Below are 22,568 nucleotides of genomic sequence, written 5' to 3'. Positions count from 1 at the left end.
GAAAGGTGGGCTCTATTTAAGCTCTTTGATCCGCAACAATATGAATATCAATATACTTTGTTTGTCTCATAATTTCATTTACAATAGAACCTTTTCGTATTTCTTCCCACCTTGTTCTTGCAGATTGTCCGAGTAAAACTTGTGTTACTTGTAGTCTCTGGGCAACTTCGATAATAACATCAGCTGGTTTTCTTCCTTTTGCTTCTTCTAATACAAAACTCGCATCAAATTGATTGGTTAACGATTTCCACTCTTCAATCGTCTGCTTTTTTCCAGCTGAAATAGAATCTATATTTTCCCTCTCAACGTTTAATACGTACAATTCAGCATTTAACCGATCAGCCATGCGCCATCCCCGTCTTATTAATTTCTCCGCTGTTGAACTGTATTGTACACAAACGAGAATTTTTTCTTTTACGCCAATTGGTTCTATTACTGTTTGGCTAATTTTCTCGTCCATATCATCAGCAACTTCTCGAAGTGATAATTCCCTAAGTGCCCCTAGATTATTAAGCGTAAAGAAATTTTGTAAGCTCTGCTGAATTTTTTCTTCCTTATATATCTTTCCATCTATTAATCTCTTCCTTAATACCTCAGGCGTTGCATCAACGAGCTGAATTTCATTTGCTTTTTGTAAAATAAAATCTGGAATACGTTCCCGTACTTTTACATTCGTAATTTGAGCTACAATGTCATGAACGCTTTCTAAATGTTGAATATTAAACGCAGATAATACAGATATACCGGCATCTAACAATTCTTGCACATCCATGTAACGCTTCTTATTTTTAGACCCAGGAATGTTACTATGTGCAAGTTCATCCACTACAACTACTTGCGGGCCACGCTTTATAATTCCTTCTACATCAAGTTCATAAAATACTTTTCCTTTATACTCTATTTCTTTTAAAGGAACTTTTTCTAAATCAGCAATTGCTTCTTCCGTCTCTTTTCTACCATGTGTTTCAATTAAACCAATTACAATATCAATGCCGTCTTTTTTCATCTCTCGTGCATCAAAAAGCATTTTATAACTTTTCCCTACGCCTGGGGCAGCCCCTACGTATAGCTTTAATTTTCCACGATTTTGTTGACGAATGTATTCTAAATATTCCTCTGGCGTTCGCCTTTGAAACGTCGGTTTATAATCATCCGCATACAAAACACTCACAACCCTTCTTGCGAAACAACACTACCTCAATCCGTTAGATTGAGGTAGTACTGTTACTATTTCATTAATTTCTGTAATTCTAAGTTTAACTTTAAGACGTTTACGCGATCTTCTCCAAATAAACCGAGGGCAGCACCTTCTGTTTGTTCCTTAATCAATTGATTTAACTTTTCTTTCGGAATATTCGTTAATTTAGAGATGCGATCTACCTGCACAGACGCTGCCTTTGGACTAATGTCAGGATCAAGCCCTGAACCTGAATTCGTCACTAAGTCTATCGGTACTTCTGTAACTGGAACGGTTGGATTTTGTTTCTTCCAGTCTTCCATACTTTTCTCTACTCGTTTCTCTAAATCTGGATTAGACGGTGCATAGTTATTTGAACCAGATGCTTCTGCTTTATATTCTATACTAGAGACACGTCCATGAAAATAACGTGGATCTGTGAAATTTTGACCGATTAACTTCGAACCAACTATTTCATCCTTATCATTATATATAAGACTTCCATCCGCATTATCCTTCATTACCGCTTGTGCAATACCAGTTACAATAAGCGGGTATACGAGGCCGCACAAAACTAAAAATGTAAAAGTAATACGAATAATTGGTGATAGTATACTTTGTTTCTTCGCCATCTTTTTCCCCTCTTCCTTATATGAACAAGCCGACAATCATATCAATTACCTTAATTCCAATGAACGGAACGATAACCCCGCCAAGCCCGTAAATGAGTAAGTTTCTGCTAAGCAATGCATTAGAGCTCATCGGTTTATATGCGATTCCTTTCATCGCTAATGGAATAAGTAATGGAATAATAACAGCGTTAAATATTAATGCTGATAAAATTGCTGACAGTGGTGACGTTAATTTCATAATGTTCAATGCTTCCATTTGCGGAATCGCAAGTGTGAACATCGCTGGAATAATTGCAAAATATTTTGCTATATCATTCGCAATACTAAACGTTGTTAACGCCCCGCGCGTCATTAACAATTGCTTACCAATTCCTACAACCTCAATAATTTTCGTTGGATTCGAGTCTAGATCAATCATGTTCGCCGCTTCTTTCGCTGCTGTCGTACCACTATTCATCGCTAATCCAACGTCGGCTTGCGCTAACGCCGGCGCATCATTTGTACCATCACCTGTCATCGCTACAAGCTTCCCTTTATCTTGCTCTGCTTTAATAACTGCAATTTTATCTTCTGGTTTACACTCGGCAACGAATTCATCTACACCTGCTTCTTTTGCAATTGTTGCTGCTGTTAATGGGTTATCCCCTGTACACATAACCGTTTTAATCCCCATCTGACGTAATTGTTCAAAACGCTCACGCATACCAGGTTTTACCGTATCCTTTAAATAAATTAAACCGTAAATACGATCATCTACTGCCACTACAAGTGGTGTTCCACCCTCTTTTGAAATGAAATCTGCTTTTTGATTCACATCTTTTGGAATCTTTCCACCTTGTGATCGAACCCATTCAATCACGCTACCTACAGCACCTTTTCTCACTTTCGTTCCGTCCTGTAAATCGACACCACTCATTCTTGTTTCTGCTTTAAACGGAACGAACTCCCCTTGTTCTGCAAGTTCTCGATTATATGATATAGATTTCGTTTGCACATATTCTATAACAGATCGGCCTTCTGGTGTTTCATCTAAAACAGAACTAATAGCAGCCCACTTTCCAACTTGCTCAATCGTTTCATTTCCTACTGGAAGCAGTGTATGTGCCATTCGGTTCCCGAAAGTAATCGTACCTGTTTTATCTAAAATAATTGTATTAATATCGCCCGCAGCTTCTACTGCTTTCCCTGACATCGCTAACACGTTAAATTTTGTCACCCGGTCCATCCCAGCTATACCAATTGCCGATAATAACCCACCAATTGTCGTTGGAATTAAACAAACTAACAATGCTACAAGTACAGCTGTATCAATTTGAAACCCTAAATAATTCGTGAAAATTGGCAACGTCACAACAACGATTAAGAAAATAAGCGTTAAACTCGTTAATACTGTATTTAAAGCAATCTCATTCGGCGTTTTTTGACGAGCAGCCCCTTCTACTAATGAAATCATTTTATCAATAAATGATTCTCCAGGATTACTTGTAATAACAATTGTAATCTCATCACTTACGACCATCGTTCCGCCTGTTACGGAACAAAAATCGCCACCCGCTTCCTTTATAACAGGGGCTGATTCTCCTGTTATTGCAGATTCATCGACAGACGCTAACCCTTTTATTACTTCACCATCATTTGGAATCATTTCCCCTTGTTTTACGATAACAACGTCACCTTTTCTCAGATCAGTTGCTGAAACTTGAACAATGTCTCCATTTTCTTTTACGACATTTGCAAACACATCTTTCTTCGATTGTTTTAAAGAATCGGCTTGCGCTTTACCACGGCCTTCAGCTAATGCTTCTGCAAAGTTAGCAAATAAAACTGTAAATAATAGAATGAGAGAAACTGTTATATTAAACCATCCTGGTACACTACTAGAACTGCTTGGGAGAAAAGATAAAATGAACGTAATGATAAACCCAATTTCCACAATGAACATAATCGGATTCTTTATCATTACTTTCGGATTCAATTTCGCAAAGGATTGTTTCATCGCATGCGTCACGATATCACGATCCAACGTTTTCGCTTGTCTAACTTCATCTTCTACAGCATGTATTTGTGAATCGTTCAATTGTTTTTCTTTTACTACTACCGGTCTCATTATTTACCCTCCATTACTTCAATGTAAGAAATTCTGCAATTGGGCCAAGTACTAACATCGGGAAAAATGTTAATGCACCAACAATTACAATCGTTCCAATAAAGATTCCTCCAAATAAACCATTATCCGTACGGAACGTTCCGACTGTTTCTGGTACTACCGTCTTCTCTTTCAATGAAGCTGCTACAGCTAGCATCGTAATTAAACTGAAATAGCGTCCTAAAAACATAACTAAACCAGTCGTAATATTCCAAAACGGTGTATTATCTGCTAATCCTTCAAATCCAGATCCATTATTCGCAGCTGACGATGTGTATTCATATACAACTTGCGTTAAACCGTGAAAACCGGAATGAGAAATCGCATCCGTTCCTAAACTTGTTGAAAGAGCTAATGCAGAAAATCCTAAGATAAGTAATGGATGAAATAGAATCGTTACTGCAATTAATTTCATTTCCTTACCTTCAATCTTTTTACCTAAAAACTCTGGTGTTCTTCCGACCATTAATCCAGATATAAAGACTGCAATAATTGCATACATAATAATATTAATAAAGCCCGCTCCAACACCGCCGTATACTGTATTCAACATCATATTTACGAGTGGAACTAAACCGCCAATTGGCGTTAACGTATCATGCATCGTATTAACGGCCCCTGTTTCAGCAGCTGTCGTTACTGTTGCGTATAGTGAAGAGAATACTGTTCCAAATCGTACTTCTTTCCCTTCTGTACTTCCTTGTACATGTTCGATACCCATTCCATTTAATGCCGGATTCCCGTTTAGTTCAGATGTCGTAATCGTTATAAATCCTAGTAAAAACACCATGAATAGTGAAACGAAAAGGATACGCCCTTGTTTTTTATTTCCTACCATTCGTCCGTACGTAAATGGAAGTGCTGTTGGTAATAACATCATAAGCATCATTTGCAAAATATTACTCATTTGTCCTGGATTTTCAAAAGGATGTGTAGAGTTTGCCCCGAAAAATCCACCGCCGTTATTCCCAAGTTCCTTAATAGAAACGAATGATGCAACAGGCCCTCGTAAAATACTTTGTTTTGCTCCATCAATCGTTTGTGCTGTAACCGCCCCATCTAACGTTTGTGGTACACCAAGTGCGACAAAGACTAACGCTGCAATAAATGCGATAGGAAGAAACACTCTCGTTAACGCCCTCGTAAAATCAACGAAAAAGTTGCCAAGTTCTTTTCCAGCAAGTCCTCTTATAAAAGCCATAACAATCGCTAACGTCGTTGCTGGTGCCGCAAACATTAAAAATGTAATCCCGATTAATTGTGATAAATAAGATAAACCATTTTCACCGCTGTAATGTTGTAAGTTTGTATCAGCCATAAAACTAATCGCTGTATTAAAAGCGAGCGTAGGCTCCATCCCTTCAATATGCGCTGGATTTAATGGCAATACACCTTGTAATCTAAAAATGAAATATACAACGACAATCATAAATCCGTTGAGTAGAACTAATGATAATGCATACTGTTTCCACGTTTGATTGTATCCTTTTACACCTGTAATTTTAAAAATAAGTTTCTCAAAAGGCCCGAATACTTTATCTAACATTTTGCTACCTTGAAAGGCTTTCTCTAAATAAATCCCCGTTGGCTTTGCTACTAAAATAAACAAGAGCATTGTAATAATGACTGCAACCCAAATCATAATGAATGATTCCCCCTAATTAAAACTTTTCTGGATTTAATAATGCGTATACTAAGTACACCGTAATCGCTGCAACAATAACCGATAAGGCAATCATCATGATTGCTTCCCTTCTTTCACAACTTTATCTGACCAACTTGCAAGACTTGCCATCGATGCTACTAATACAACAAAAATTCCGATCATCACAACATCTAACATAACAATCCCTCACTTTAAATGTTAAAATTTACCATTAAAATATTAAAAAAGAACACTGAGCTCTACTCAGTGTTCAAAAAATGAACAACAAAAAGTAAACCTCCTCTCTAAACGCTTACGAGGTTAGCTGTCGGATTCGGGCCTAAAGAGTAGCCCTACTTTCAAAACTGAAAGATTCACCCCAAGTGACGATGCACAAAATTGGTTCCCCCGCTCCATTTCTGGAACTCAGCGATTTTAGGTTTTTTTTGGAAATTTGATAAATGATTTATGAGAGTAAATATACTCCTCTATATTTCACTTGTAAAGAGGTAAATTACTTAAAATAAGAAAATATTACGCTATTTAAACGCTTACATTACGTATTATTAATATTCTTTCATCTGTTTTCTTGTCTTTTCTTTCTTTTTCATAGAAATGACCTTTTATATATAAAAAAAGAGCGAATGTATATAAGCACCCCACTTAGGCACACTTAACATTCGCTCTCGTTTTCATTCAGAATTTATTTACCACGTAAAAATGCACGTAAATTTCTCCCGCGAATATAAACTTGTGTCAATTCTGCATGTAGCTGCTCATACTCGGTAATATCCATCTCTAAATACAAAGCATCTTTTGATGGTAATATAATATATGGCCCTGGAAAAAGGGGATCAATCTGAACCAATTCTTGAACTCGCTCTACCGATACTGCCCAACGATTTGCTATATCTCCAAGTAATAGTACCTTCATCATTTCTTCCCCCGCCCTATTCAAAAAATAAAAACGAAATATTATCACAGTTCGTAAACACGACAAATTTAGCTCCAATTGTTTCATAGAGCCGCGCTGGATATCGTTTATTCCTTGTAACAACAGTAATAGGCGCTTGAAAAGAAAAACGAATGTGTTCTGTGAAGAAACTAACTGTTGGAAGCTCATCCCCTAGTAAAATCACCTTCTTAATTCGTGTGCACATACTAGTAAAATCTTTCTCCTTATTACAGCTATAAGCTGATTCAAACCCATAATCTCTAACTTCAGCCGCTATCTCTTCATTGGCTGTAAAAATAATTAACTCATGCTGAAATGCTACTAGCTCTCTTAAACTCTTTACCTTGTTTTTTTCTCCAACACAAATAAGTGTTAGTTCCATGTACCTCATCCTCCTTAGCATAAAAGAATTCAAACGTAGATTGATATTCCCCTATACTAATCGGATCGATGAAGTGATGTATCCATCATGGCACCGTCCTCTCTCAAAACGCTTACGAAGTTAGCTGTCGGATTCGGGCTTTGAGAGTAGCCCTACTTTCAAAACTGAAAGATTCACCCCAAGTGACGATGCACAAAATTGGTTCCTCCGCTCCATATATTTGGACTCAGCGTATTACAAAAAATGTATTCTGGCTGATATATTACTCTTGTATTTGGAAAAAGTAAACAAAAAAAGCCAGTTGTAAAACTGGCCTTTTCATTCTTCATGCTTATGCTTTATTCAATTTATACGCAAAATGATTCGTCGGTCCATGACCACTACCAATATTCAATGGCTCTTCAATTGCTATACTAATAAATCGTTTTGCCTCTTGAACTGCTTCGTCCATTGAGTACCCTTTCGCAAGTCCAGCTGTAACTGCTGAAGCAAATGTACAGCCACTTCCGTGCGTTTGTTTCGAAGGAATTCGTTCACTTCTAAATTCAATAAACTCTTCTCCATCAAAGAGTAAATCAATTACTTCATTACCTTGATATTCCGCATGTCCGCCCTTCATAAGCACATATTTAGCACCTAATTCGTGCAATACTTTCGCAGCTTTCTTACTATCTTCTATATTATGAATCTCCATCCCAGTTAACACTTCAGCTTCTGGAACATTCGGTGTAATAACTGTTGCTACTGGTAATAAATATTCCTTTAATGCTTGAACTGCTTCTTGCTGTAATAATGATGCTCCGCCCTTTGCAATCATAACAGGATCTAGCACAATATTATTCCAACCAAATTTCTTAATCTGTTCTGCCACAATTTGAATAATTTCACTACTAAATAACATTCCTAGTTTCACTGCATCTGGTGTTAAATCCGTACCAATTGAATTCAGCTGTTCCGTAATACCTTCTAATGGAACAGGATATACCCCTTGAACGCCAAGCGTATTTTGAGCAGTAATTGCCGTAATAACCGTCATCCCATACACACTAAGCTCTTGGAATGTTTTTAAATCCGCTTGAATACCAGCACCACCGCCGCTATCAGATCCTGCAATTGTTAAAGCTTTATTCACTTCCATCTCACTCATCCTTTTCTATCCAAAATAGCGATGATAAATCGTCTTTGCTTCGCTTATATCTTTCGTTCCATGTACAAGTACACGGCCATCTTTGAAGGCAACTAACCTCTTTTCTTCAACAGAGAAAGATAGTAAATATGGATTTACATTTAAATTATTCACACGGCCTTCTAGTAGCTGTTTATATTGTTCAAAATCCATTTCTTCTTTATGAGGTGGTCTAATTTGAACTGTATTTCTCCCGCATAAAACTGCTGTTTTCGATGTGTTCTCTTTATTTAAATACGGATATAATGCATTCTCTCCGCACGAAGGACAATTATGTTTGCGAAGTTTTTGCACATTCATACAGGAATACTCATTCTTCCACATATCAAACGATACAAGTCCATCTCGAAGTGATTTATAATCTTCTACTAACAGTTTAAGAGCTTCTGTTACTTGATGAGAAACGACAAGAGATACAGCAGGTGATATAATACCCGCTGTATCACATGTCGCCCCGCCAAGCGGAATCGATTGTAATAAACATGATAAACATGGTGTTTTACTAGGAAGAATTGTGTAAGAAAGACCGTAACTGCCTACACATGCACCATAAATCCATGGAATAGAATATTTTTGTGCTATATCATTCACAATAAAACGTGTTTCAAAATTATCAGTCGCATCAATCATTACATCAACGTTTGTAACAAGTTCTTCTAGCTCCTCAGCTGTTACATCTTGAACGAGGGCCTCTATTGTTACATCACTATTAATCTCTTCTAAACGCTTTTTAGCCGCTATAGCCTTCGGAAGATTATTTTTCACGTCGCTCTCTGCATACAATTGTTGTCTTTGTAAATTACTCCAATCGACATAATCACGGTCAACAATTGTTATCTTCCCAACACCAGCTCTTACAAACATTTCTGCATTTGCACTACCAAGTGCGCCTGCGCCGATAATAAGCACATGCTTTTCTCTTATCTTTTGCTGCCCTTCTTCCCCAATTGGAGAAAATAGTTCTTGGCGAGAATATCGATTATTCAACTACACTCATTCCTTCTAAAGGACTGCTTGCAGTTGCACAACGTTTACGTGCAATACGCCCCGCTTCAAAGCCTATGCGACCTGCCTCAATACCTAACTTCATTGCGTATGCCATCTTAATAGGATCTTTTGCTCCTGATACAGCCGTATTTAATAACACACCATCTGCTCCTAATTCCATCGCAAACGCTGCATCAGCTGGGCTACCAATACCTGCATCAACGATAACCGGTACTGTCGCTTGTTCAATAATGAAGCTTAAATTTAACGGATTTACAATACCAAGCCCTGAACCGATTGGTGATGCTCCTGGCATAATTGCATGCACACCTAGTTCTTGTAATTTACGTGCTAATACAACATCATCAGATGTGTACGGAAGTACGATAAACCCTTCTTCTAGTAACATTTCAGATGCCTTTAACGTTTCTACTGGATCAGGTAACAACGTTCTATCATCACCAATAACTTCAACTTTGATCATGTCACAAAGCCCTGAAGCTTTTGCTAATTTTGCAATACGAACAGCTTCTTCAGCATTTTTTGCTCCAGCTGTATTTGGTAATAACGTATATTTTTTCACATCAAGCTTCTCTAATAAATTAGGTTGCTTTGCATCAAATATATCCATACGACGTACTGCAAACGTTAAAATTTCAGCTTCAGAAGCGTCAATTGCTTTTTGCTGTACGTCAAAATCAGGGAATTTCCCTGTTCCTAATAAAAGTCTAGACTGAAATGACAATGGTCCAATGTTTAACATAATCAACCGCCTCCTACGAAAGTTACAATCTCAATTTGGTCTCCATCAAAAACAGATGTATCTGTATGATCATCTTTTTGTAAAATATCTTTATTACGCTCTACTACAACAATTCTGTTATCTAACTCTAAATGTGTAAGTAACTCAGCTACTGTTTTTACACTCTCTGGTACTTCAATTTGGTTACCATTAATTTTTAAATTCAAACTTCCATCCCCTTTCTAAACCGTTTTAGAAAGCAATGAATCTAGCAAGTGATTCTCCTGCTTTCCTTCTATTAAATCCGCCATATATTGACCAGAAACAGGGCTTAATAAAATGCCGTTTCGATAATGGCCCGTACAAGCATATAAACCTTTTATTTCTTCATGTTCTCCCATATAAGGAGCTTCGTGATTCGATTGTGGTCTTAATCCTGCCCATGCGCTTTCCCACTCTGCTTCTTTTAAAGCTGGCAATATTGTATAAGCACGCTCTAATATAGAAGTAATGCTTTCCGGTTTTACAGTTTTATTAAACGTATGCGGTTTCATCGTTGCTCCAATTACGTAACGTCCGCCGCGCTTTGGAGCAATATAAAATCTTTCTTGGAAAATAGGTGCCTTTAAAAGTGGTTTTCTACTTCTTACCGCTACTACTTCTCCTTTAACTGGATATGTACCCCATTCGCGGTGAAAATGACCTAGTAACTTCGTGCTCCATGAGCCACCGGCAATCACCACTTTTTCGCATGTGATTATACCTTCGCTCGTAACAATACCAGTCACTTTATTATTTTCAATACGAATATCAAACACTTCTGTCTGTTCATATATATCCGCACCGGAAATTGATGCAGAATGCGCGAATGCTTTCGTAAGCTCTGGTGCAATAACGTGACCATCTTTCGGATAATATACCGCTCCTATAATGGATTCGGATAGAAATGGCTCTTTTTCCCGTAAATGGTCTCCCGTTAGAAAATATGAATCTTCACCTGTTTTCTGTTGCCAATCCATAATGTGAAGAATTCTTTCCTTCTCATCTTCGTTTTGTGCAATACGATATATCCCTTTCTCCTCATATCCAATATCAATACCCGTCTTTTCACGTAAAACTGTTGCAAGTTGTGGAAATATAGCTCGGCTTTCTCTAGCAAGTTCAAATAGCGGGTCATACGCATCCCATTCTGCTTGAACACCAAGCAGGCCAGCAGCTGCTTTAGAAGCTTCTGATGCAATTTTTTGCTTCTCTATAATTGCTACTTTATGTCCTCTTTCTGCTAGAAAATGTGCAACTGAGCTACCAATTACACCACCGCCAATAATCGCTACATCATACTTCTCACACATGTTTTTCCGCCCACTTTCTTATTGATTCCTTATAAGATTTCGCTTTGCTATATGGGTTACTACTACTTACAATTCCGGACATAACTGCTATACCGCTTACACCGTTAGTAAGAACATCTACTGTGTTTTCTGGGGTAATTCCTCCAATCGCTGTAATCGATATAGATAAACAGCTTGCAATGTCTGAAATTTCTTCAAGTCCTCTCGCTGGCACACCTTTTTTACAATCTGTCGGAAATACATGACCATAAACGAGTGAATCCGCTCCATTTTTAAATGCTACTATCGCTTCCTCTAACGAGTGTACTGAATAACCGACATGCAAATAAGAAAACTTTTCTTTCACTAACCTTACATCTGCGCTTCGGTATCCTAGTTGAACACGCGGAATGTTTAATAAAATGGCAATATCAATTCGATCATTTATAACAAGCTTAGATGCTGGAAAGCCTTTTTTCAAAAGACTTTCCACCCCTTCATATAATTCCTTCGTACTTTTCTCACGCTCACGAATATGCAAATAATCAATCTCACTCTCAATTTGCATCGCTACATTCACTAACTCTTCGAATGGCATATGGCCATTTGAGATTACATGGAGCTCATTTTTCATATTCATTCGCCTACTTTAAAATGTTTTCGAATAATTCATCGGCAGGAACAATTTCTTTCGTCATTCCTTTGTCTTTCAACCATTTGTTTTGTTTCTCCCATGACTCTTTTGAATCTGATAAAAATGGCTCATCTTTCGTTTCCATCTTCTCTAATAAAATTTTCATGCTTTCTTTTTCAACTTCTGGTACAAGCGGGAAGTTTTCTTTTTCTTGATGATCTAATAAAATATTTAATGCTTCATCAGGGCTTTTCTTCATAAAGTCATACCCTTTTTTTGCCCCACGTAAAAAGGCTTGCAATGCTTCTTTATCTTTTTTCAACGTTTTATCACCTGTTACGAAAACAAGTTCATGATAATTAGGCACACCATATTCTGCTGGATTAAAGTACGCTGGTTCATGACCTTCATGACGCATAACAGGTACTTCATGGTTAATGTATGCTCCTGTTACAGCATCCACTTTTTTCGTAATTAACGCTGGTACTAAATCAAAGCCAACATCAACTACTTTCACCGTATCAGGATTACCACCAGCTTCTTTTATCATCGTTTTTAAATATGCTTCACTTAAAGGAGTTCCAGAATATCCTACTGTTTTTCCTTCTAAATCTTTCGGTGATTGAATACCTGCTGATTTCAGCGATACGACATGATTTAACGGTGAACGTACGACAGCTCCAATTGATTTCACTGGAATTTGTTCATTTGCTCTGGCCATAACAACATCTGGCTGATAATACAAACCAACTGTCACTTTCCCTGCTGCAGCTAAAGTTAATGGATCAGTTGGATTAGAAGGGAATTTTATATTTACCTTTATTCCTTCTTCTTTAAAGTAGCCTTTTTCAATTGCTGCATAAATAAAGCTATGTACCGCATTTGGGTACCAATCGAGCATAACCGTTATTTCTTTCTCTTTTTTACTTTTATCTGATGCTGAATTACTCGAACATCCTGCAATCATTGCAACTAATAATGTAAACACAAAGATGCGTTTTAAAAATTTCATGAATGCTTCCTCCAACTAATGAATTTCTTTTCTAATACGGAAATAAGTATGACGAAGAAAATAGCTAATAATGATAACAATACAATGGGTGCAAATACACCAGCTCCATCTAACTGTGTCATCATTCTCTTACTGAAATAACCAAGCCCAGCTTGTGCACCGAGCCATTCACCGATTGCTGCCCCAATTACACTAAGCGGAACTGCAATTTTTAAAGCTGAAAAAAAATAAGGAAGAGCAGACGGTAACTTTAACTTAAGAAAAACATCTTTCTTCGTTGCTCCATATGTAACTAAGAGCTCCTCCCATTCTTTTTTCGTACTACGCAGTCCGTCATACGTATTGACCGCAATAGGGAAAAACGTAATTAAAACTGTAACAACAACCTTACTCCAGATGGTATATCCAAACCATAAAACGAAAAGCGGAGCAAGCGCTGTAATGGGAATCGTTTGTGAGGCAACTAATAATGGATAAAATGCCCTTTCCATCCATGTACTCGCATTCATTAACATCGCTAGCCCTACACCTAATACGATAGAAATAACAACACCTATTAAAACGACGTATAACGTTGCCGGTAAATGAACCGTAAATAATATGTCTTTTAGTTTCCATATCTTCATTACAATTGCTGACGGTGACGGTAAAATGTACATTTCATCTACAATTCTTGCTCCTATTTCCCACATAACGAGTAAAATGCTAGAAAGTGTAATGGCAGGAACTAATTCTTTCAATCGGTTCATCATACGAGTACCTGCCTTTGTAACATACTAAGAAGCTCATCTTTCAGCGCTAACACATCCGGTTTATATAAATCTTTTCGTGTTCTGTTATGATCAAGCGGCACAATCCGTTCAGTCAAAGTAGTTATCGGCTGCTGTTCCACCACTAAAATTCGATTCGAAAGAAACAACGCTTCTTCCACATCATGAGTGATAAATAAAATTGTTTTTTCCCACTCTTTCCATTGTTCAAACAACCATTCTTGCAAAGATGCCTTCGTTAAAGCGTCCAATGCGCTAAACGGTTCATCTAGCAATAATATCTCTCCGCCTGTTAATAATGTTTGGATAAAAGATACGCGCTGCTTCATACCACCAGATAAATCTTTCGGGTATTTTCCCTCGTATCCTTGTAAACCAAATTTATGTAACAGTTCCTTTGCCTTTACTTGTGCTTCTTTCTTCTGTACACCCTGACATTCTAGTGGCAAAGCAGCATTCTCAATAATTGTTCTCCACGGCAGGAGCATATCTTTTTGAGGCATATACCCTACAGGATGACTTTTTGTTTCTGTCAGCTCTATCCGTCCAGTACTAACTTCTTCTAAGCCTGTAATAAGGCGAAATAGAGTACTTTTCCCGCAGCCACTTGGCCCAATAATGCTTACAAACTCTTTCTCTTGTATAGAAGTATTTAATTCATCGATGATTGGCTTCTCATCATAATGAAAAGAAACATTATGAAACTGTAGTATGTTCTTGCTCCTCAAATCCCCACATCTCCTTACGATAGGACATATCCCAGAATAAATATTCAAATCGACTGGAATATAAGAAAATCTCCTCTAATCTTTCTAGCTCTCGCTCTGACTTTCCAATTGCCATTTCATCTAATAAATCTATTAACCAAATACAAAGGTTACCGTATTCTTCAGAACTATATCCTTGAATCCACTCACCAAAGAACTCATGATCTCTCGCTCCAGGAATATCATTTAAACGCTTTCCAATTTCCCAATAACTCCACATACATGGAAGAAGTGCTGCTATTAATTCCGCAAGTGTGCCATTTTGAGATACAGACATCATGTAATTTGTATAAGCTAAATTTTTAGCAGATGGTTTTGCTGATTCTATCTCCTCTATAGAAATTCCAAGCCTTTTTGCATACTGTTTATGGATCGTCATTTCTCCATTTAATATTCCATCAATTTGTTCAGCAAATTTTCCCATTACTTGTGGATTCGTTGCCTTTACAACACCGATGGCATATAGCTTTGCATAATCTAACAAATATAAATAATCTTGAATAATGTAATACTGAAACTTATCTTTTTCTAACGTGCCATCCCCCATCCCTACTACAAATGGATGATTATGACTCATCTCCCAAACTGGTTGTACAGCTTCTAACAATCTATTACAAAATTTCATTTCTATTTCCCCCTTCAATATATGTATCTAAATAAAAAACCACTTCTATAATCAGAAGTGGTTACAACAAATAAAATTATAGTTTATTCGTTGTTCCACTTCCCTTCGCTAGTATTACCTAGATCAGGTGTTGTAAGGGTTAAGGATTATTCCTCTCTCAGCACGAAAAGCACCCCTAGTGGTTTCAATATAAAATTTTCAAATAAAAAAGCCCCGTTTCTATACGCAAAGAAACGGGGACTCATCATTAGTGTCCGAATTGCTTCCCTACGCTAGCATAATCTAGATCAGGTAATGAAAAGGATCAAAGACTTAAGGTCTTACTCTCAGCTGGCAACACCAGCTCTCCTAGCAAACTATAAAATTATCACTGTCAGTATAACACCCTAATAAGACATCATCAACTGTTTTAATTTTCTCAATTGTCAACGAAATTACAGAGTTATATAATAATTATTATTCTATTTCGTAAAATAAAATCCCAATTAATTCCATAAAAAGGAATCATTATCCTGAAAAAATTTATTTTTATATTGATTTCATATTACATTTATGTGAATACACCCACTATATTATATCTTTATACTATAATAAAATTACAACTAACTATACAACTAGAGGAGGTCTCTATTATATGAATATGAAAGCTACAGCTCTAACAGCAACTACTGTCGCAATCGCCTCATTACTTCCTTCTATGGGCGAAACAAATGTACAAAAAGCAAACGCTGAACAATTATCTAATGTCAAAACTGGATATGTCAAAGTCGATCAAGTAGCCTTACATAAAGAAGATAATACAAATAGCACATCCCTTGATACAATTCGCTTTAATACGAAAGTTAACATACTTAAAACAACGAAGGATTGGTATAAAGTATCTGTTAATAATAAAGTAGGCTATGTACAAAAAGATGCTATTCTGCAAAAAAACAAACTTCAATCTACTAATCAATACATCGTCAATGCTAATGCATTGAACGTTCGCTCTGAACCTAATTTAGAATCTTCCATTTTAGATGTATTACCAAATGGTAAGTTCGTGACTATTCAAGGAGAACAAGGCGAATGGTATAAAATTTCACATAACGGTCAAACAGGTTATGTACAAAAAGCATTCGTATCTAATGGTTCGCAGCCCTTAGTAAAAGGAATCACAGTTCAAAATGATACGAAATATACTGTTGCAACACCTAAATTAAATGTACGTAACAATGCTAGCACAAATGGTACTCTACTTGGTTCTTTACAAAACGGTACACAGATACAAGTAGTAGAAACAGTAGGAACTTGGTATAAAATTCGTTTTGGCACAGGATACGGGTATGTGGCCAAACACTATGTGGTACAAAATCAACAGCAATCACAAGCTCAAACAGCTCAATCTTCAGCTATTCCAGCAGTTTTCAAATTCCCTACTCAAGGAAAAATCAGCTCAACCTTTGATATACGCTGGGAACAAATGCATTATGGAATAGATATTGCAGCACAAGGTAACGTCTCCATTCAAGCTGCCGCTGCAGGTAAAGTTATTAAATCATATTATTCAGCTAGTTATGGCAATGTAGTGTTCATCGCCCATCAAATAAACGGGAAATTATATACAACAGTTTATGCTCATATGAAAGATCGCACTGTACAAGCTGGTGATCAAATACAAACTGGACAATTACTAGGTCATATGGGTAACACAGGTCATTCATACGGACAACACCTCCATTTCGAATTACATAATGGAGAATGGAATTTTGAAAAAACAAATGCAGTAAATCCACTGCCGTATTTAGTTAGGTAAATTGTATGCCACGCAATATACCTCTCTTCATTGAATACTTAGCCTTTTTAGGTTTAATCTGTTGTTTAATAATTTACAATACAAACACTGTATTTTTATCTATTATCATTGCTTTTGTTGCTCTAGAAATTATGATGGAGTCATTTCAAGTGCGACTAAAGCAAAAAGTTGCCCATGTTTATAATGCTATTTTTCTATTAAGTGCCCTTATAACAAATGTTATTAGTAATGGCTTTTATTTATCTACTATAATTCCCGTATTCTTTATGGCTGTTTTATTATTCATAGCTAGATACATTAATGTCCCTAATAATAAAAAACATGAACAAGAAGCTTAGAAAGAGGAGACACTGTGTACCAATCTTTCAAAGATAACACAATGAAATATATATTGAATTTATACGGAAAACTAAATACTTTTTTTGGTATACAAGGAAGTTATACTGCACAACTTCTCCTATATGGAATGCTATTTCTCATCTTAATCACTTTCTCCTTGTTTTACTAACAAAAAAGGATCTCACATAACATTGAGATCCTTTTTAATTTATATTAATTTTTCATATGTAAAATACTGTTTAGCCACAAGCATATTTTTCATAAATAAAACTAAGATTATATTTTTTCTCTAAACCCATTCTTTGTTCATCGTCACACCAATAGAAAAGAATATCATGAATCGTCGCATAACGCTTATTTTTAAGAAATAGTTTAAAGAATGATGGTAAACAATCATGTAATTGTATAAATATATAATTGCGTAGTATTTCCTCTTTATATTCAATGCCCTTACAAATATACAGTAATTCTTCACAATAATATGCATGCTGTGGAACTTGAATCATTTCGAAAAATGGCACGTATGATAATAACTTTCCGATAAAATGGTTATATCGATCCATTATACCTATTGTCATATGTTCCATCATTTCTTTCATCACATATAAATAATCATCTACATGAGTTGTCTTTAGTGGATCTAATCGATCTGAAATTTGAGAAAGTACAGCTCTTTGACAAGCTAAAACTACTTGACTAGGTCCATAATATGATAGAAAATCTGTACACTTACGATACTTTCGCAACAAGTCATGTCTATATAAATCATACACAAAAGTATTACAATACATCGCTAGACTCATCATATCACTATTCAGCTGCTCTTTTGACTGTGCTTTAGCCCTCTTACACATATAGAAGAATGTAAACTCTAATATTTCTTTTTGAGATAATAGATGTTTACAATTTGTTATACATTTCTCATTAAATTTAACTCTATCCCAAATTTCTACATCCCCATCTGTTAATTCCCCGACACGATATTTAATAACTAAATAGTTTAAAGCAACTGCTTGTGTCAAAAGATCCCATGTTTCATATTCCAATGAAGTTTGGACAAATTCAGCTAGCCCTTGTGTTACCATAAAAGTATTTGCCTCTTCATACCAACCAATCTCTTGACATAAACGAAGAATACGTACTAAGGTTGGAATTTCATCTTTATGAAACTGTGGTAAATTCTTTACTCTATTCATTCCATAAACGATAACTGCTGCTAAATTTTCTTCTTTATAAAATTCTTTTTCTTTCCATGCTAATATAGTTCGCTCTTTTCCTTCACCTTTTGGGTGACAAGGTACAAGTAAAGATAATAATTCAGCAAAATTATTTGGTTCTATATATGTATCTGTAACCAAATTCCAATTTGGATCGCCCTGTACAGCCCTCATATAATTCCCCTTCCCTTTTTATCCCGCTATTTGCCGGGCAGTAAGACGCCCACCTCAAAATCCAGTGAATGCGAGGAAGTTAGGTGGGAAATAAAACTGCCGATAAAAGCCCGATTGGTTCAACGAATAATCATTGGCGGATGGACAAAACCCCCAATAATTAAAGTTTCACTTTATCTACGTAGGAAATATTAATTCATTATTACAACACTAAAAATAAATATTGTTATATTCAAAACCTATCATAATACTTATATCTATCAGTATATCACTTTTTCTCTTATTTAAAATTAGGAATGAAAAATTTAAATAAACTGTCGAAAACCTTAACTATGTACTTATTATATAATGTCTCAGATACATCACGCTAATATATTAGTTTAATCCACATATACTAGAATAATGTATCTGATTTTTATCCATCATTTATCCCACTATTTGCGGACAATAACACTTTCACTAATTAAAGTTTAACTTTATTCCGTACGTTCCGAGATTTCACTTAAAGCGAACCCAGCTTGATCATCTGCCGCTTCTCTTATAGCTAAATCACCTAATGCTAGCATCCCGACAAGTTGACCGCCCTCAACTACTGGCAATCGTCTAATTTGATACTGTGCCATTAATTCTGTAGCTTTTTCAATAGAATCATCTGGAGAAACCGAAACAATGTTTGTCGTCATTACATTTGTAATTTTATTAGACCCAGGATGTTTTTCAGCAATCCCTCGAACAACTAAATCTCGATCAGTAACAAGCCCAACGACTTGTTCATTTTCAAGAACAGGAATCAATCCAACTGATTCTTCCTTCATTTTTACAGCAGCCTCATATACATTATCTAACGGTGTACAATGTACAATATGAGTACTCATAAAGTCTCTAACTTGCGTCATTTTTTATCTCCTCCTTTTAATACATACCATAGTTTTTCCTAAATCCCTTTATTTATTTGAGGAAAATAAGATGATAAAAAAGAGGATTATACACAATAAAAAAGAGCCAGCATATTGCTGACTCTTTCTTTATGACCCGTACGGGATTCGAACCCGTGTTACCGCCGTGAAAGGGCGGTGTCTTAACCACTTGACCAACGGGCCATGGCTCCGCAGGTAGGACTCGAACCTACGACCGATCGGTTAACAGCCGATAGCTCTACCACTGAGCTACTGCGGAATAAATATATGGTGGGCCTAAATGGACTCGAACCATCGACCTCACGCTTATCAGGCGTGCGCTCTAACCAGCTGAGCTATAGGCCCATATACTTTACAGGGGCAGTAGGAATCGAACCCACACTGGAGGTTTTGGAGACCTCAGTTCTACCTTTAAACTATGCCCCTAAATGATGCCGGCTAGAGGACTTGAACCCCCAACCTACTGATTACAAGTCAGTTGCTCTACCAATTGAGCTAAGCCGGCATAAAAAAAATGGTGGCTCGGGACGGAATCGAACCGCCGACACGAGGATTTTCAGTCCTCTGCTCTACCGACTGAGCTACCGAGCCAACATAAATGGCGGTCCCGACCGGGGTCGAACCGGCGATCTCCTGCGTGACAGGCAGGCATGTTAACCACTACACCACGGGACCATTTGGTTGCGGGGACAGGATTTGAACCTGCGACCTTCGGGTTATGAGCCCGACGAGCTACCGTACTGCTCCACCCCGCGACAATATAATATTTTAAAAATGGAGGAGGTAGAGGGATTCGAACCCCCGCGCGACTCTCGCCGCCTGTCGGTTTTCAAGACCGATCCCTTCAGCCGAACTTGGGTATACCTCCATGAAGGAAAATAAATATTTTATTATTATATGTAGCTAAACCATTTCAAAAGAAAATGGAGGAGGTAGAGGGATTCGAACCCCCGCGCGATTCTCACCGCCTGTCGGTTTTCAAGACCGATCCCTTCAGCCGAACTTGGGTATACCTCCGAGACATATAATAAATAAAGTGGAGCCTAGCGGGATCGAACCGCTGACCTCCTGCGTGCAAGGCAGGCGCTCTCCCAGCTGAGCTAAGGCCCCATGTTTTTGGGAAAATCGGGAAGACAGGATTTGAACCTGCGACCCCCTGGTCCCAAACCAGGTGCTCTACCAAGCTGAGCCACTTCCCGTTAATAAAAGCGCGCCCGAGAGGAGTCGAACCCCTAACCTCTTGATCCGTAGTCAAACGCTCTATCCAATTGAGCTACGGGCGCATATGGTGCCGAGGGCGGGGGTCGAACCCGCACGGTGGTCACCCACCGCAGGATTTTAAGTCCTGTGCGTCTGCCTGTTCCGCCACCCCGGCATGTCATATTGAAAATTGGAGCGGAAGACGGGATTCGAACCCGCGACCCCAACCTTGGCAAGGTTGTATTCTACCACTGAACTACTTCCGCAAGACATGTTATGAGATATTTTATTAAAAGTGCGGGTGAAGGGAGTCGAACCCCCACGCCAAAGGCGCTAGATCCTAAGTCTAGTGCGTCTGCCAATTCCGCCACACCCGCATATTTTATTGAAAATGGTGAGCCATGAAGGATTCGAACCTTCGACCCTCTGATTAAAAGTCAGATGCTCTACCAACTGAGCTAATGGCTCTTAATGGCTGGGCTAGCTGGATTCGAACCAGCGCATGACGGAGTCAAAGTCCGTTGCCTTACCGCTTGGCTATAGCCCAATAATTAAGAAATGGTGGAGGGGGGCAGATTCGAACTGCCGAACCCGAAGGAGCGGATTTACAGTCCGCCGCGTTTAGCCACTTCGCTACCCCTCCGACATAAATGGTGGAGGATGACGGGATCGAACCGCCGACCCCCTGCTTGTAAGGCAGGTGCTCTCCCAGCTGAGCTAATCCTCCATTTGCCTGGCAACGTCCTACTCTCACAGGGACAAGGTCCCAACTACCATCGGCGCTAGAGAGCTTAACTTCCGTGTTCGGTATGGGAACGGGTGTGACCTCTCTGCCATCATTACCAGACTATATTCATTTAAGACAAGAATCATTTTAACTTATTCAACTTTTAAAGTCAATAAGTTTTTTATATTCTTTCAAAACTAGATAACATTGCTTCATATTATATGGTTAAGTCCTCGATCTATTAGTATTCGTCAGCTCCACATGTCACCATGCTTCCACCTTGAACCTATCAACCTGATCATCTTTCAGGGATCTTACTAGCTTACGCTATGGGAAATCTCATCTTGAGGGGGGCTTCATGCTTAGATGCTTTCAGCACTTATCCCTTCCGCACATAGCTACCCAGCTATGCCCTTGGCAGAACAACTGGTACACCAGCGGTGCGTCCATCCCGGTCCTCTCGTACTAAGGACAGCTCCTCTCAAATTTCCTACGCCCACGACGGATAGGGACCGAACTGTCTCACGACGTTCTGAACCCAGCTCGCGTACCGCTTTAATGGGCGAACAGCCCAACCCTTGGGACCGACTACAGCCCCAGGATGCGATGAGCCGACATCGAGGTGCCAAACCTCCCCGTCGATGTGGACTCTTGGGGGAGATAAGCCTGTTATCCCCGGGGTAGCTTTTATCCGTTGAGCGATGGCCCTTCCATGCGGAACCACCGGATCACTAAGCCCGACTTTCGTCCCTGCTCGACTTGTAGGTCTCGCAGTCAAGCTCCCTTATGCCTTTGCACTCTACGAATGATTTCCAACCATTCTGAGGGAACCTTTGGGCGCCTCCGTTACACTTTAGGAGGCGACCGCCCCAGTCAAACTGCCCACCTGACACTGTCTCCCGGGTCGATAAGACCCGTAGGTTAGAATTTCAATACAGTCAGGGCGGTATCCCACCAGCGCCTCCACCGAAGCTAGCGCTCCGGTTTCAATGGCTCCCGCCTATCCTGTACAAACTGTACCAAAATTCAATATCAGGCTACAGTAAAGCTCCACGGGGTCTTTCCGTCCTGTCGCGGGTAACCTGCATCTTCACAGGTACTATAATTTCACCGAGTCTCTGGTTGAGACAGTGCCCAAATCGTTACACCTTTCGTGCGGGTCGGAACTTACCCGACAAGGAATTTCGCTACCTTAGGACCGTTATAGT

General features: G+C 38.3%; 22 protein-coding genes, 20 tRNA genes, 2 rRNA genes and 4 riboswitches (1 of these 48 only partly in view). Of the genes, 2 read left to right on the top strand and 42 right to left on the bottom strand.

Annotated elements, in window-relative coordinates; genetic code table 11:
- Positions 1-16 precede the first annotated feature (16 nt).
- From kdpDN to tenA, 18 genes are all read right to left on the bottom strand, one after another.
- Positions 17-1,171, bottom strand: coding sequence for a KdpD-like non-kinase potassium sensor (kdpDN, locus tag F0362_RS03965; RefSeq protein ID WP_002038036.1), 1,155 nt, complete (start codon positions 1,169-1,171; stop codon positions 17-19).
- Positions 1,172-1,227: 56 nt separating this feature from the next.
- Positions 1,228-1,809, bottom strand: a complete 582-nt coding sequence (gene kdpC, locus F0362_RS03960) for a K(+)-transporting ATPase subunit C (protein ID WP_001085547.1) — start codon at positions 1,807-1,809, stop codon at positions 1,228-1,230.
- Between the two features lie 16 nt (positions 1,810-1,825).
- Entirely contained in the window at positions 1,826-3,916 is a 2,091-nt protein-coding gene (gene kdpB, locus F0362_RS03955) for a potassium-transporting ATPase subunit KdpB (RefSeq protein WP_001247984.1), read from the bottom strand.
- 13 nt (positions 3,917-3,929) lie between these two features.
- On the bottom strand, positions 3,930-5,597 hold the full coding sequence (kdpA, locus tag F0362_RS03950; RefSeq protein ID WP_000638325.1) for a potassium-transporting ATPase subunit KdpA: 1,668 nt from the start codon (positions 5,595-5,597) through the stop codon (positions 3,930-3,932).
- A 19-nt stretch (positions 5,598-5,616) separates the two neighbouring features.
- On the bottom strand, positions 5,617-5,697 hold the full coding sequence (kdpF, locus tag F0362_RS03945) for a K(+)-transporting ATPase subunit F (protein ID WP_000972378.1): 81 nt from the start codon (positions 5,695-5,697) through the stop codon (positions 5,617-5,619).
- Positions 5,694-5,798, bottom strand: coding sequence for a SipW-dependent-type signal peptide-containing protein (locus tag F0362_RS03940; protein WP_000887889.1), 105 nt, complete (start codon positions 5,796-5,798; stop codon positions 5,694-5,696). The genes kdpF and F0362_RS03940 overlap by 4 nt, the downstream gene beginning before the upstream one ends.
- A gap of 98 nt (positions 5,799-5,896) precedes the next feature.
- A riboswitch (cyclic di-AMP (ydaO/yuaA leader) is annotated at positions 5,897-6,042 on the bottom strand.
- A gap of 261 nt (positions 6,043-6,303) precedes the next feature.
- The gene (locus F0362_RS03935) at positions 6,304-6,537 is read right to left on the bottom strand and encodes a hypothetical protein (protein WP_015000156.1); all 234 of its coding nucleotides are present in this window, start codon (positions 6,535-6,537) and stop codon (positions 6,304-6,306) included.
- A 13-nt stretch (positions 6,538-6,550) separates the two neighbouring features.
- Positions 6,551-6,937 carry a hypothetical protein gene (locus F0362_RS03930; protein ID WP_000424095.1) on the bottom strand — a complete coding sequence of 129 codons (387 nt, stop codon included), beginning with the start codon at positions 6,935-6,937 and terminating at the stop codon, positions 6,551-6,553.
- A gap of 93 nt (positions 6,938-7,030) precedes the next feature.
- A riboswitch (cyclic di-AMP (ydaO/yuaA leader) is annotated at positions 7,031-7,179 on the bottom strand.
- An 89-nt stretch (positions 7,180-7,268) separates the two neighbouring features.
- A complete protein-coding gene (thiD, locus tag F0362_RS03925) occupies positions 7,269-8,075 on the bottom strand; it encodes a bifunctional hydroxymethylpyrimidine kinase/phosphomethylpyrimidine kinase (RefSeq protein WP_000453552.1) in 807 nt (268 codons plus the stop codon).
- A gap of 15 nt (positions 8,076-8,090) precedes the next feature.
- Positions 8,091-9,110 (bottom strand): thiazole biosynthesis adenylyltransferase ThiF, encoded by a 1,020-nt coding sequence (gene thiF, locus F0362_RS03920; RefSeq protein ID WP_001065430.1) that lies wholly within the window; start codon positions 9,108-9,110, stop codon positions 8,091-8,093.
- Positions 9,103-9,873 (bottom strand): thiazole synthase, encoded by a 771-nt coding sequence (gene thiG, locus F0362_RS03915; protein ID WP_000932007.1) that lies wholly within the window; start codon positions 9,871-9,873, stop codon positions 9,103-9,105. The genes thiF and thiG overlap by 8 nt, the downstream gene beginning before the upstream one ends.
- Before the next feature lie 2 nt (positions 9,874-9,875).
- Complete coding sequence (gene thiS / locus F0362_RS03910; protein WP_001049505.1) at positions 9,876-10,079, bottom strand: sulfur carrier protein ThiS; 204 nt, start codon at positions 10,077-10,079, stop codon at positions 9,876-9,878.
- Between the two features lie 15 nt (positions 10,080-10,094).
- Complete coding sequence (thiO, locus tag F0362_RS03905; protein WP_149889660.1) at positions 10,095-11,204, bottom strand: glycine oxidase ThiO; 1,110 nt, start codon at positions 11,202-11,204, stop codon at positions 10,095-10,097.
- On the bottom strand, positions 11,197-11,817 hold the full coding sequence (gene tenI / locus F0362_RS03900) for a thiazole tautomerase TenI (RefSeq protein ID WP_000787163.1): 621 nt from the start codon (positions 11,815-11,817) through the stop codon (positions 11,197-11,199). Before tenI ends, thiO begins: the two co-directional genes overlap by 8 nt.
- Before the next feature lie 10 nt (positions 11,818-11,827).
- Positions 11,828-12,829: an ABC transporter substrate-binding protein gene (locus F0362_RS03895; protein WP_000670425.1), complete on the bottom strand. Its 1,002-nt coding sequence runs from the start codon at positions 12,827-12,829 to the stop codon at positions 11,828-11,830.
- Complete coding sequence (locus tag F0362_RS03890; RefSeq protein WP_002047254.1) at positions 12,826-13,578, bottom strand: ABC transporter permease; 753 nt, start codon at positions 13,576-13,578, stop codon at positions 12,826-12,828. The genes F0362_RS03895 and F0362_RS03890 overlap by 4 nt, the downstream gene beginning before the upstream one ends.
- Positions 13,578-14,327 carry an ABC transporter ATP-binding protein gene (locus F0362_RS03885; protein ID WP_001256786.1) on the bottom strand — a complete coding sequence of 250 codons (750 nt, stop codon included), beginning with the start codon at positions 14,325-14,327 and terminating at the stop codon, positions 13,578-13,580. The genes F0362_RS03890 and F0362_RS03885 overlap by 1 nt, the downstream gene beginning before the upstream one ends.
- Positions 14,296-14,991: a thiaminase II gene (tenA, locus tag F0362_RS03880; RefSeq protein ID WP_000666915.1), complete on the bottom strand. Its 696-nt coding sequence runs from the start codon at positions 14,989-14,991 to the stop codon at positions 14,296-14,298. Before tenA ends, F0362_RS03885 begins: the two co-directional genes overlap by 32 nt.
- A gap of 83 nt (positions 14,992-15,074) precedes the next feature.
- Positions 15,075-15,178: riboswitch (TPP riboswitch) on the bottom strand.
- 60 nt (positions 15,179-15,238) lie between these two features.
- Positions 15,239-15,351: riboswitch (TPP riboswitch) on the bottom strand.
- Between the two features lie 274 nt (positions 15,352-15,625).
- Here tenA and F0362_RS03875 point away from each other — a divergent pair.
- Together F0362_RS03875 and F0362_RS03870 are read left to right on the top strand one after the other, a co-directional pair.
- Positions 15,626-16,786 (top strand): SH3 domain-containing protein, encoded by a 1,161-nt coding sequence (locus F0362_RS03875; protein WP_001056042.1) that lies wholly within the window; start codon positions 15,626-15,628, stop codon positions 16,784-16,786.
- 5 nt (positions 16,787-16,791) lie between these two features.
- Positions 16,792-17,124, top strand: coding sequence for a hypothetical protein (locus tag F0362_RS03870; protein WP_001137815.1), 333 nt, complete (start codon positions 16,792-16,794; stop codon positions 17,122-17,124).
- Between the two features lie 240 nt (positions 17,125-17,364).
- Here the strand turns inward: F0362_RS03870 and F0362_RS03865 are convergent, their stop codons facing one another.
- From F0362_RS03865 to F0362_RS03750, 24 genes are all read right to left on the bottom strand, one after another.
- Complete coding sequence (locus tag F0362_RS03865) at positions 17,365-18,516, bottom strand: DUF3965 domain-containing protein (RefSeq protein WP_001203042.1); 1,152 nt, start codon at positions 18,514-18,516, stop codon at positions 17,365-17,367.
- A 476-nt stretch (positions 18,517-18,992) separates the two neighbouring features.
- A complete protein-coding gene (locus tag F0362_RS03860; RefSeq protein WP_000195540.1) occupies positions 18,993-19,412 on the bottom strand; it encodes a CBS domain-containing protein in 420 nt (139 codons plus the stop codon).
- A gap of 132 nt (positions 19,413-19,544) precedes the next feature.
- A tRNA-Glu gene (locus F0362_RS03855) sits at positions 19,545-19,616 on the bottom strand.
- 1 nt (position 19,617) lies between these two features.
- Positions 19,618-19,692 (bottom strand) — tRNA-Asn (locus F0362_RS03850).
- Between the two features lie 9 nt (positions 19,693-19,701).
- A tRNA-Ile gene (locus tag F0362_RS03845) sits at positions 19,702-19,778 on the bottom strand.
- 10 nt (positions 19,779-19,788) lie between these two features.
- Positions 19,789-19,859 (bottom strand) — tRNA-Trp (locus tag F0362_RS03840).
- Positions 19,860-19,865: 6 nt separating this feature from the next.
- A tRNA-Thr gene (locus F0362_RS03835) sits at positions 19,866-19,938 on the bottom strand.
- A 10-nt stretch (positions 19,939-19,948) separates the two neighbouring features.
- Positions 19,949-20,024 (bottom strand) — tRNA-Phe (locus F0362_RS03830).
- Between the two features lie 8 nt (positions 20,025-20,032).
- Positions 20,033-20,108 (bottom strand) — tRNA-Asp (locus F0362_RS03825).
- A 3-nt stretch (positions 20,109-20,111) separates the two neighbouring features.
- Positions 20,112-20,188: transfer RNA gene (locus F0362_RS03820), tRNA-Met, on the bottom strand.
- A gap of 20 nt (positions 20,189-20,208) precedes the next feature.
- Positions 20,209-20,301, bottom strand: a tRNA-Ser gene (locus F0362_RS03815).
- A gap of 56 nt (positions 20,302-20,357) precedes the next feature.
- Positions 20,358-20,450: transfer RNA gene (locus F0362_RS03810), tRNA-Ser, on the bottom strand.
- Between the two features lie 20 nt (positions 20,451-20,470).
- Positions 20,471-20,543 (bottom strand) — tRNA-Ala (locus tag F0362_RS03805).
- A 15-nt stretch (positions 20,544-20,558) separates the two neighbouring features.
- Positions 20,559-20,632: transfer RNA gene (locus tag F0362_RS03800), tRNA-Pro, on the bottom strand.
- A 10-nt stretch (positions 20,633-20,642) separates the two neighbouring features.
- Positions 20,643-20,716, bottom strand: a tRNA-Arg gene (locus F0362_RS03795).
- A gap of 3 nt (positions 20,717-20,719) precedes the next feature.
- Positions 20,720-20,808, bottom strand: a tRNA-Leu gene (locus F0362_RS03790).
- A gap of 16 nt (positions 20,809-20,824) precedes the next feature.
- Positions 20,825-20,899, bottom strand: a tRNA-Gly gene (locus tag F0362_RS03785).
- Positions 20,900-20,929: 30 nt separating this feature from the next.
- A tRNA-Leu gene (locus tag F0362_RS03780) sits at positions 20,930-21,010 on the bottom strand.
- 15 nt (positions 21,011-21,025) lie between these two features.
- Positions 21,026-21,101, bottom strand: a tRNA-Lys gene (locus F0362_RS03775).
- Positions 21,102-21,105: 4 nt separating this feature from the next.
- Positions 21,106-21,180, bottom strand: a tRNA-Gln gene (locus F0362_RS03770).
- A gap of 12 nt (positions 21,181-21,192) precedes the next feature.
- A tRNA-Tyr gene (locus tag F0362_RS03765) sits at positions 21,193-21,276 on the bottom strand.
- Between the two features lie 8 nt (positions 21,277-21,284).
- A tRNA-Val gene (locus tag F0362_RS03760) sits at positions 21,285-21,360 on the bottom strand.
- Positions 21,361-21,364: 4 nt separating this feature from the next.
- Positions 21,365-21,480, bottom strand: a 5S ribosomal RNA gene (gene rrf / locus F0362_RS03755).
- A gap of 101 nt (positions 21,481-21,581) precedes the next feature.
- Positions 21,582-22,568: ribosomal RNA gene (locus F0362_RS03750) — 23S ribosomal RNA — on the bottom strand (it continues 1,935 nt past the right edge of the window).

The organism is Bacillus sp. BS98 (assembly GCF_008432245.1).
GTDB classification, from domain to species: domain Bacteria; phylum Bacillota; class Bacilli; order Bacillales; family Bacillaceae_G; genus Bacillus_A; species Bacillus_A toyonensis.
Note: the sequence above shows the minus strand (reverse complement) of the source record. Positions and strands in the feature narration are given on the sequence as shown.

Coding starts and splice junctions, on each gene's coding strand:
- kdpC (WP_001085547.1), bottom strand. CDS start 1,809: ATGGCGAAGAAACAAAGTATACTATCACCAATTATTCGTATTACTTTT.
- kdpB (WP_001247984.1), bottom strand. CDS start 3,916: ATGAGACCGGTAGTAGTAAAAGAAAAACAATTGAACGATTCACAAATA.
- kdpA (WP_000638325.1), bottom strand. CDS start 5,597: ATGATTTGGGTTGCAGTCATTATTACAATGCTCTTGTTTATTTTAGTA.
- kdpF (WP_000972378.1), bottom strand. CDS start 5,697: ATGATGATTGCCTTATCGGTTATTGTTGCAGCGATTACGGTGTACTTA.
- F0362_RS03940 (WP_000887889.1), bottom strand. CDS start 5,798: ATGTTAGATGTTGTGATGATCGGAATTTTTGTTGTATTAGTAGCATCG.
- F0362_RS03935 (WP_015000156.1), bottom strand. CDS start 6,537: ATGATGAAGGTACTATTACTTGGAGATATAGCAAATCGTTGGGCAGTA.
- F0362_RS03930 (WP_000424095.1), bottom strand. CDS start 6,937: ATGGAACTAACACTTATTTGTGTTGGAGAAAAAAACAAGGTAAAGAGT.
- thiD (WP_000453552.1), bottom strand. CDS start 8,075: ATGGAAGTGAATAAAGCTTTAACAATTGCAGGATCTGATAGCGGCGGT.
- thiG (WP_000932007.1), bottom strand. CDS start 9,873: ATGTTAAACATTGGACCATTGTCATTTCAGTCTAGACTTTTATTAGGA.
- thiO (WP_149889660.1), bottom strand. CDS start 11,204: ATGTGTGAGAAGTATGATGTAGCGATTATTGGCGGTGGTGTAATTGGT.
- tenI (WP_000787163.1), bottom strand. CDS start 11,817: ATGAAAAATGAGCTCCATGTAATCTCAAATGGCCATATGCCATTCGAA.
- F0362_RS03895 (WP_000670425.1), bottom strand. CDS start 12,829: ATGAAATTTTTAAAACGCATCTTTGTGTTTACATTATTAGTTGCAATG.
- F0362_RS03890 (WP_002047254.1), bottom strand. CDS start 13,578: ATGAACCGATTGAAAGAATTAGTTCCTGCCATTACACTTTCTAGCATT.
- tenA (WP_000666915.1), bottom strand. CDS start 14,991: ATGAAATTTTGTAATAGATTGTTAGAAGCTGTACAACCAGTTTGGGAG.
- F0362_RS03875 (WP_001056042.1), top strand. CDS start 15,626: ATGAATATGAAAGCTACAGCTCTAACAGCAACTACTGTCGCAATCGCC.
- F0362_RS03870 (WP_001137815.1), top strand. CDS start 16,792: ATGCCACGCAATATACCTCTCTTCATTGAATACTTAGCCTTTTTAGGT.
- F0362_RS03865 (WP_001203042.1), bottom strand. CDS start 18,516: ATGAGGGCTGTACAGGGCGATCCAAATTGGAATTTGGTTACAGATACA.
- F0362_RS03860 (WP_000195540.1), bottom strand. CDS start 19,412: ATGACGCAAGTTAGAGACTTTATGAGTACTCATATTGTACATTGTACA.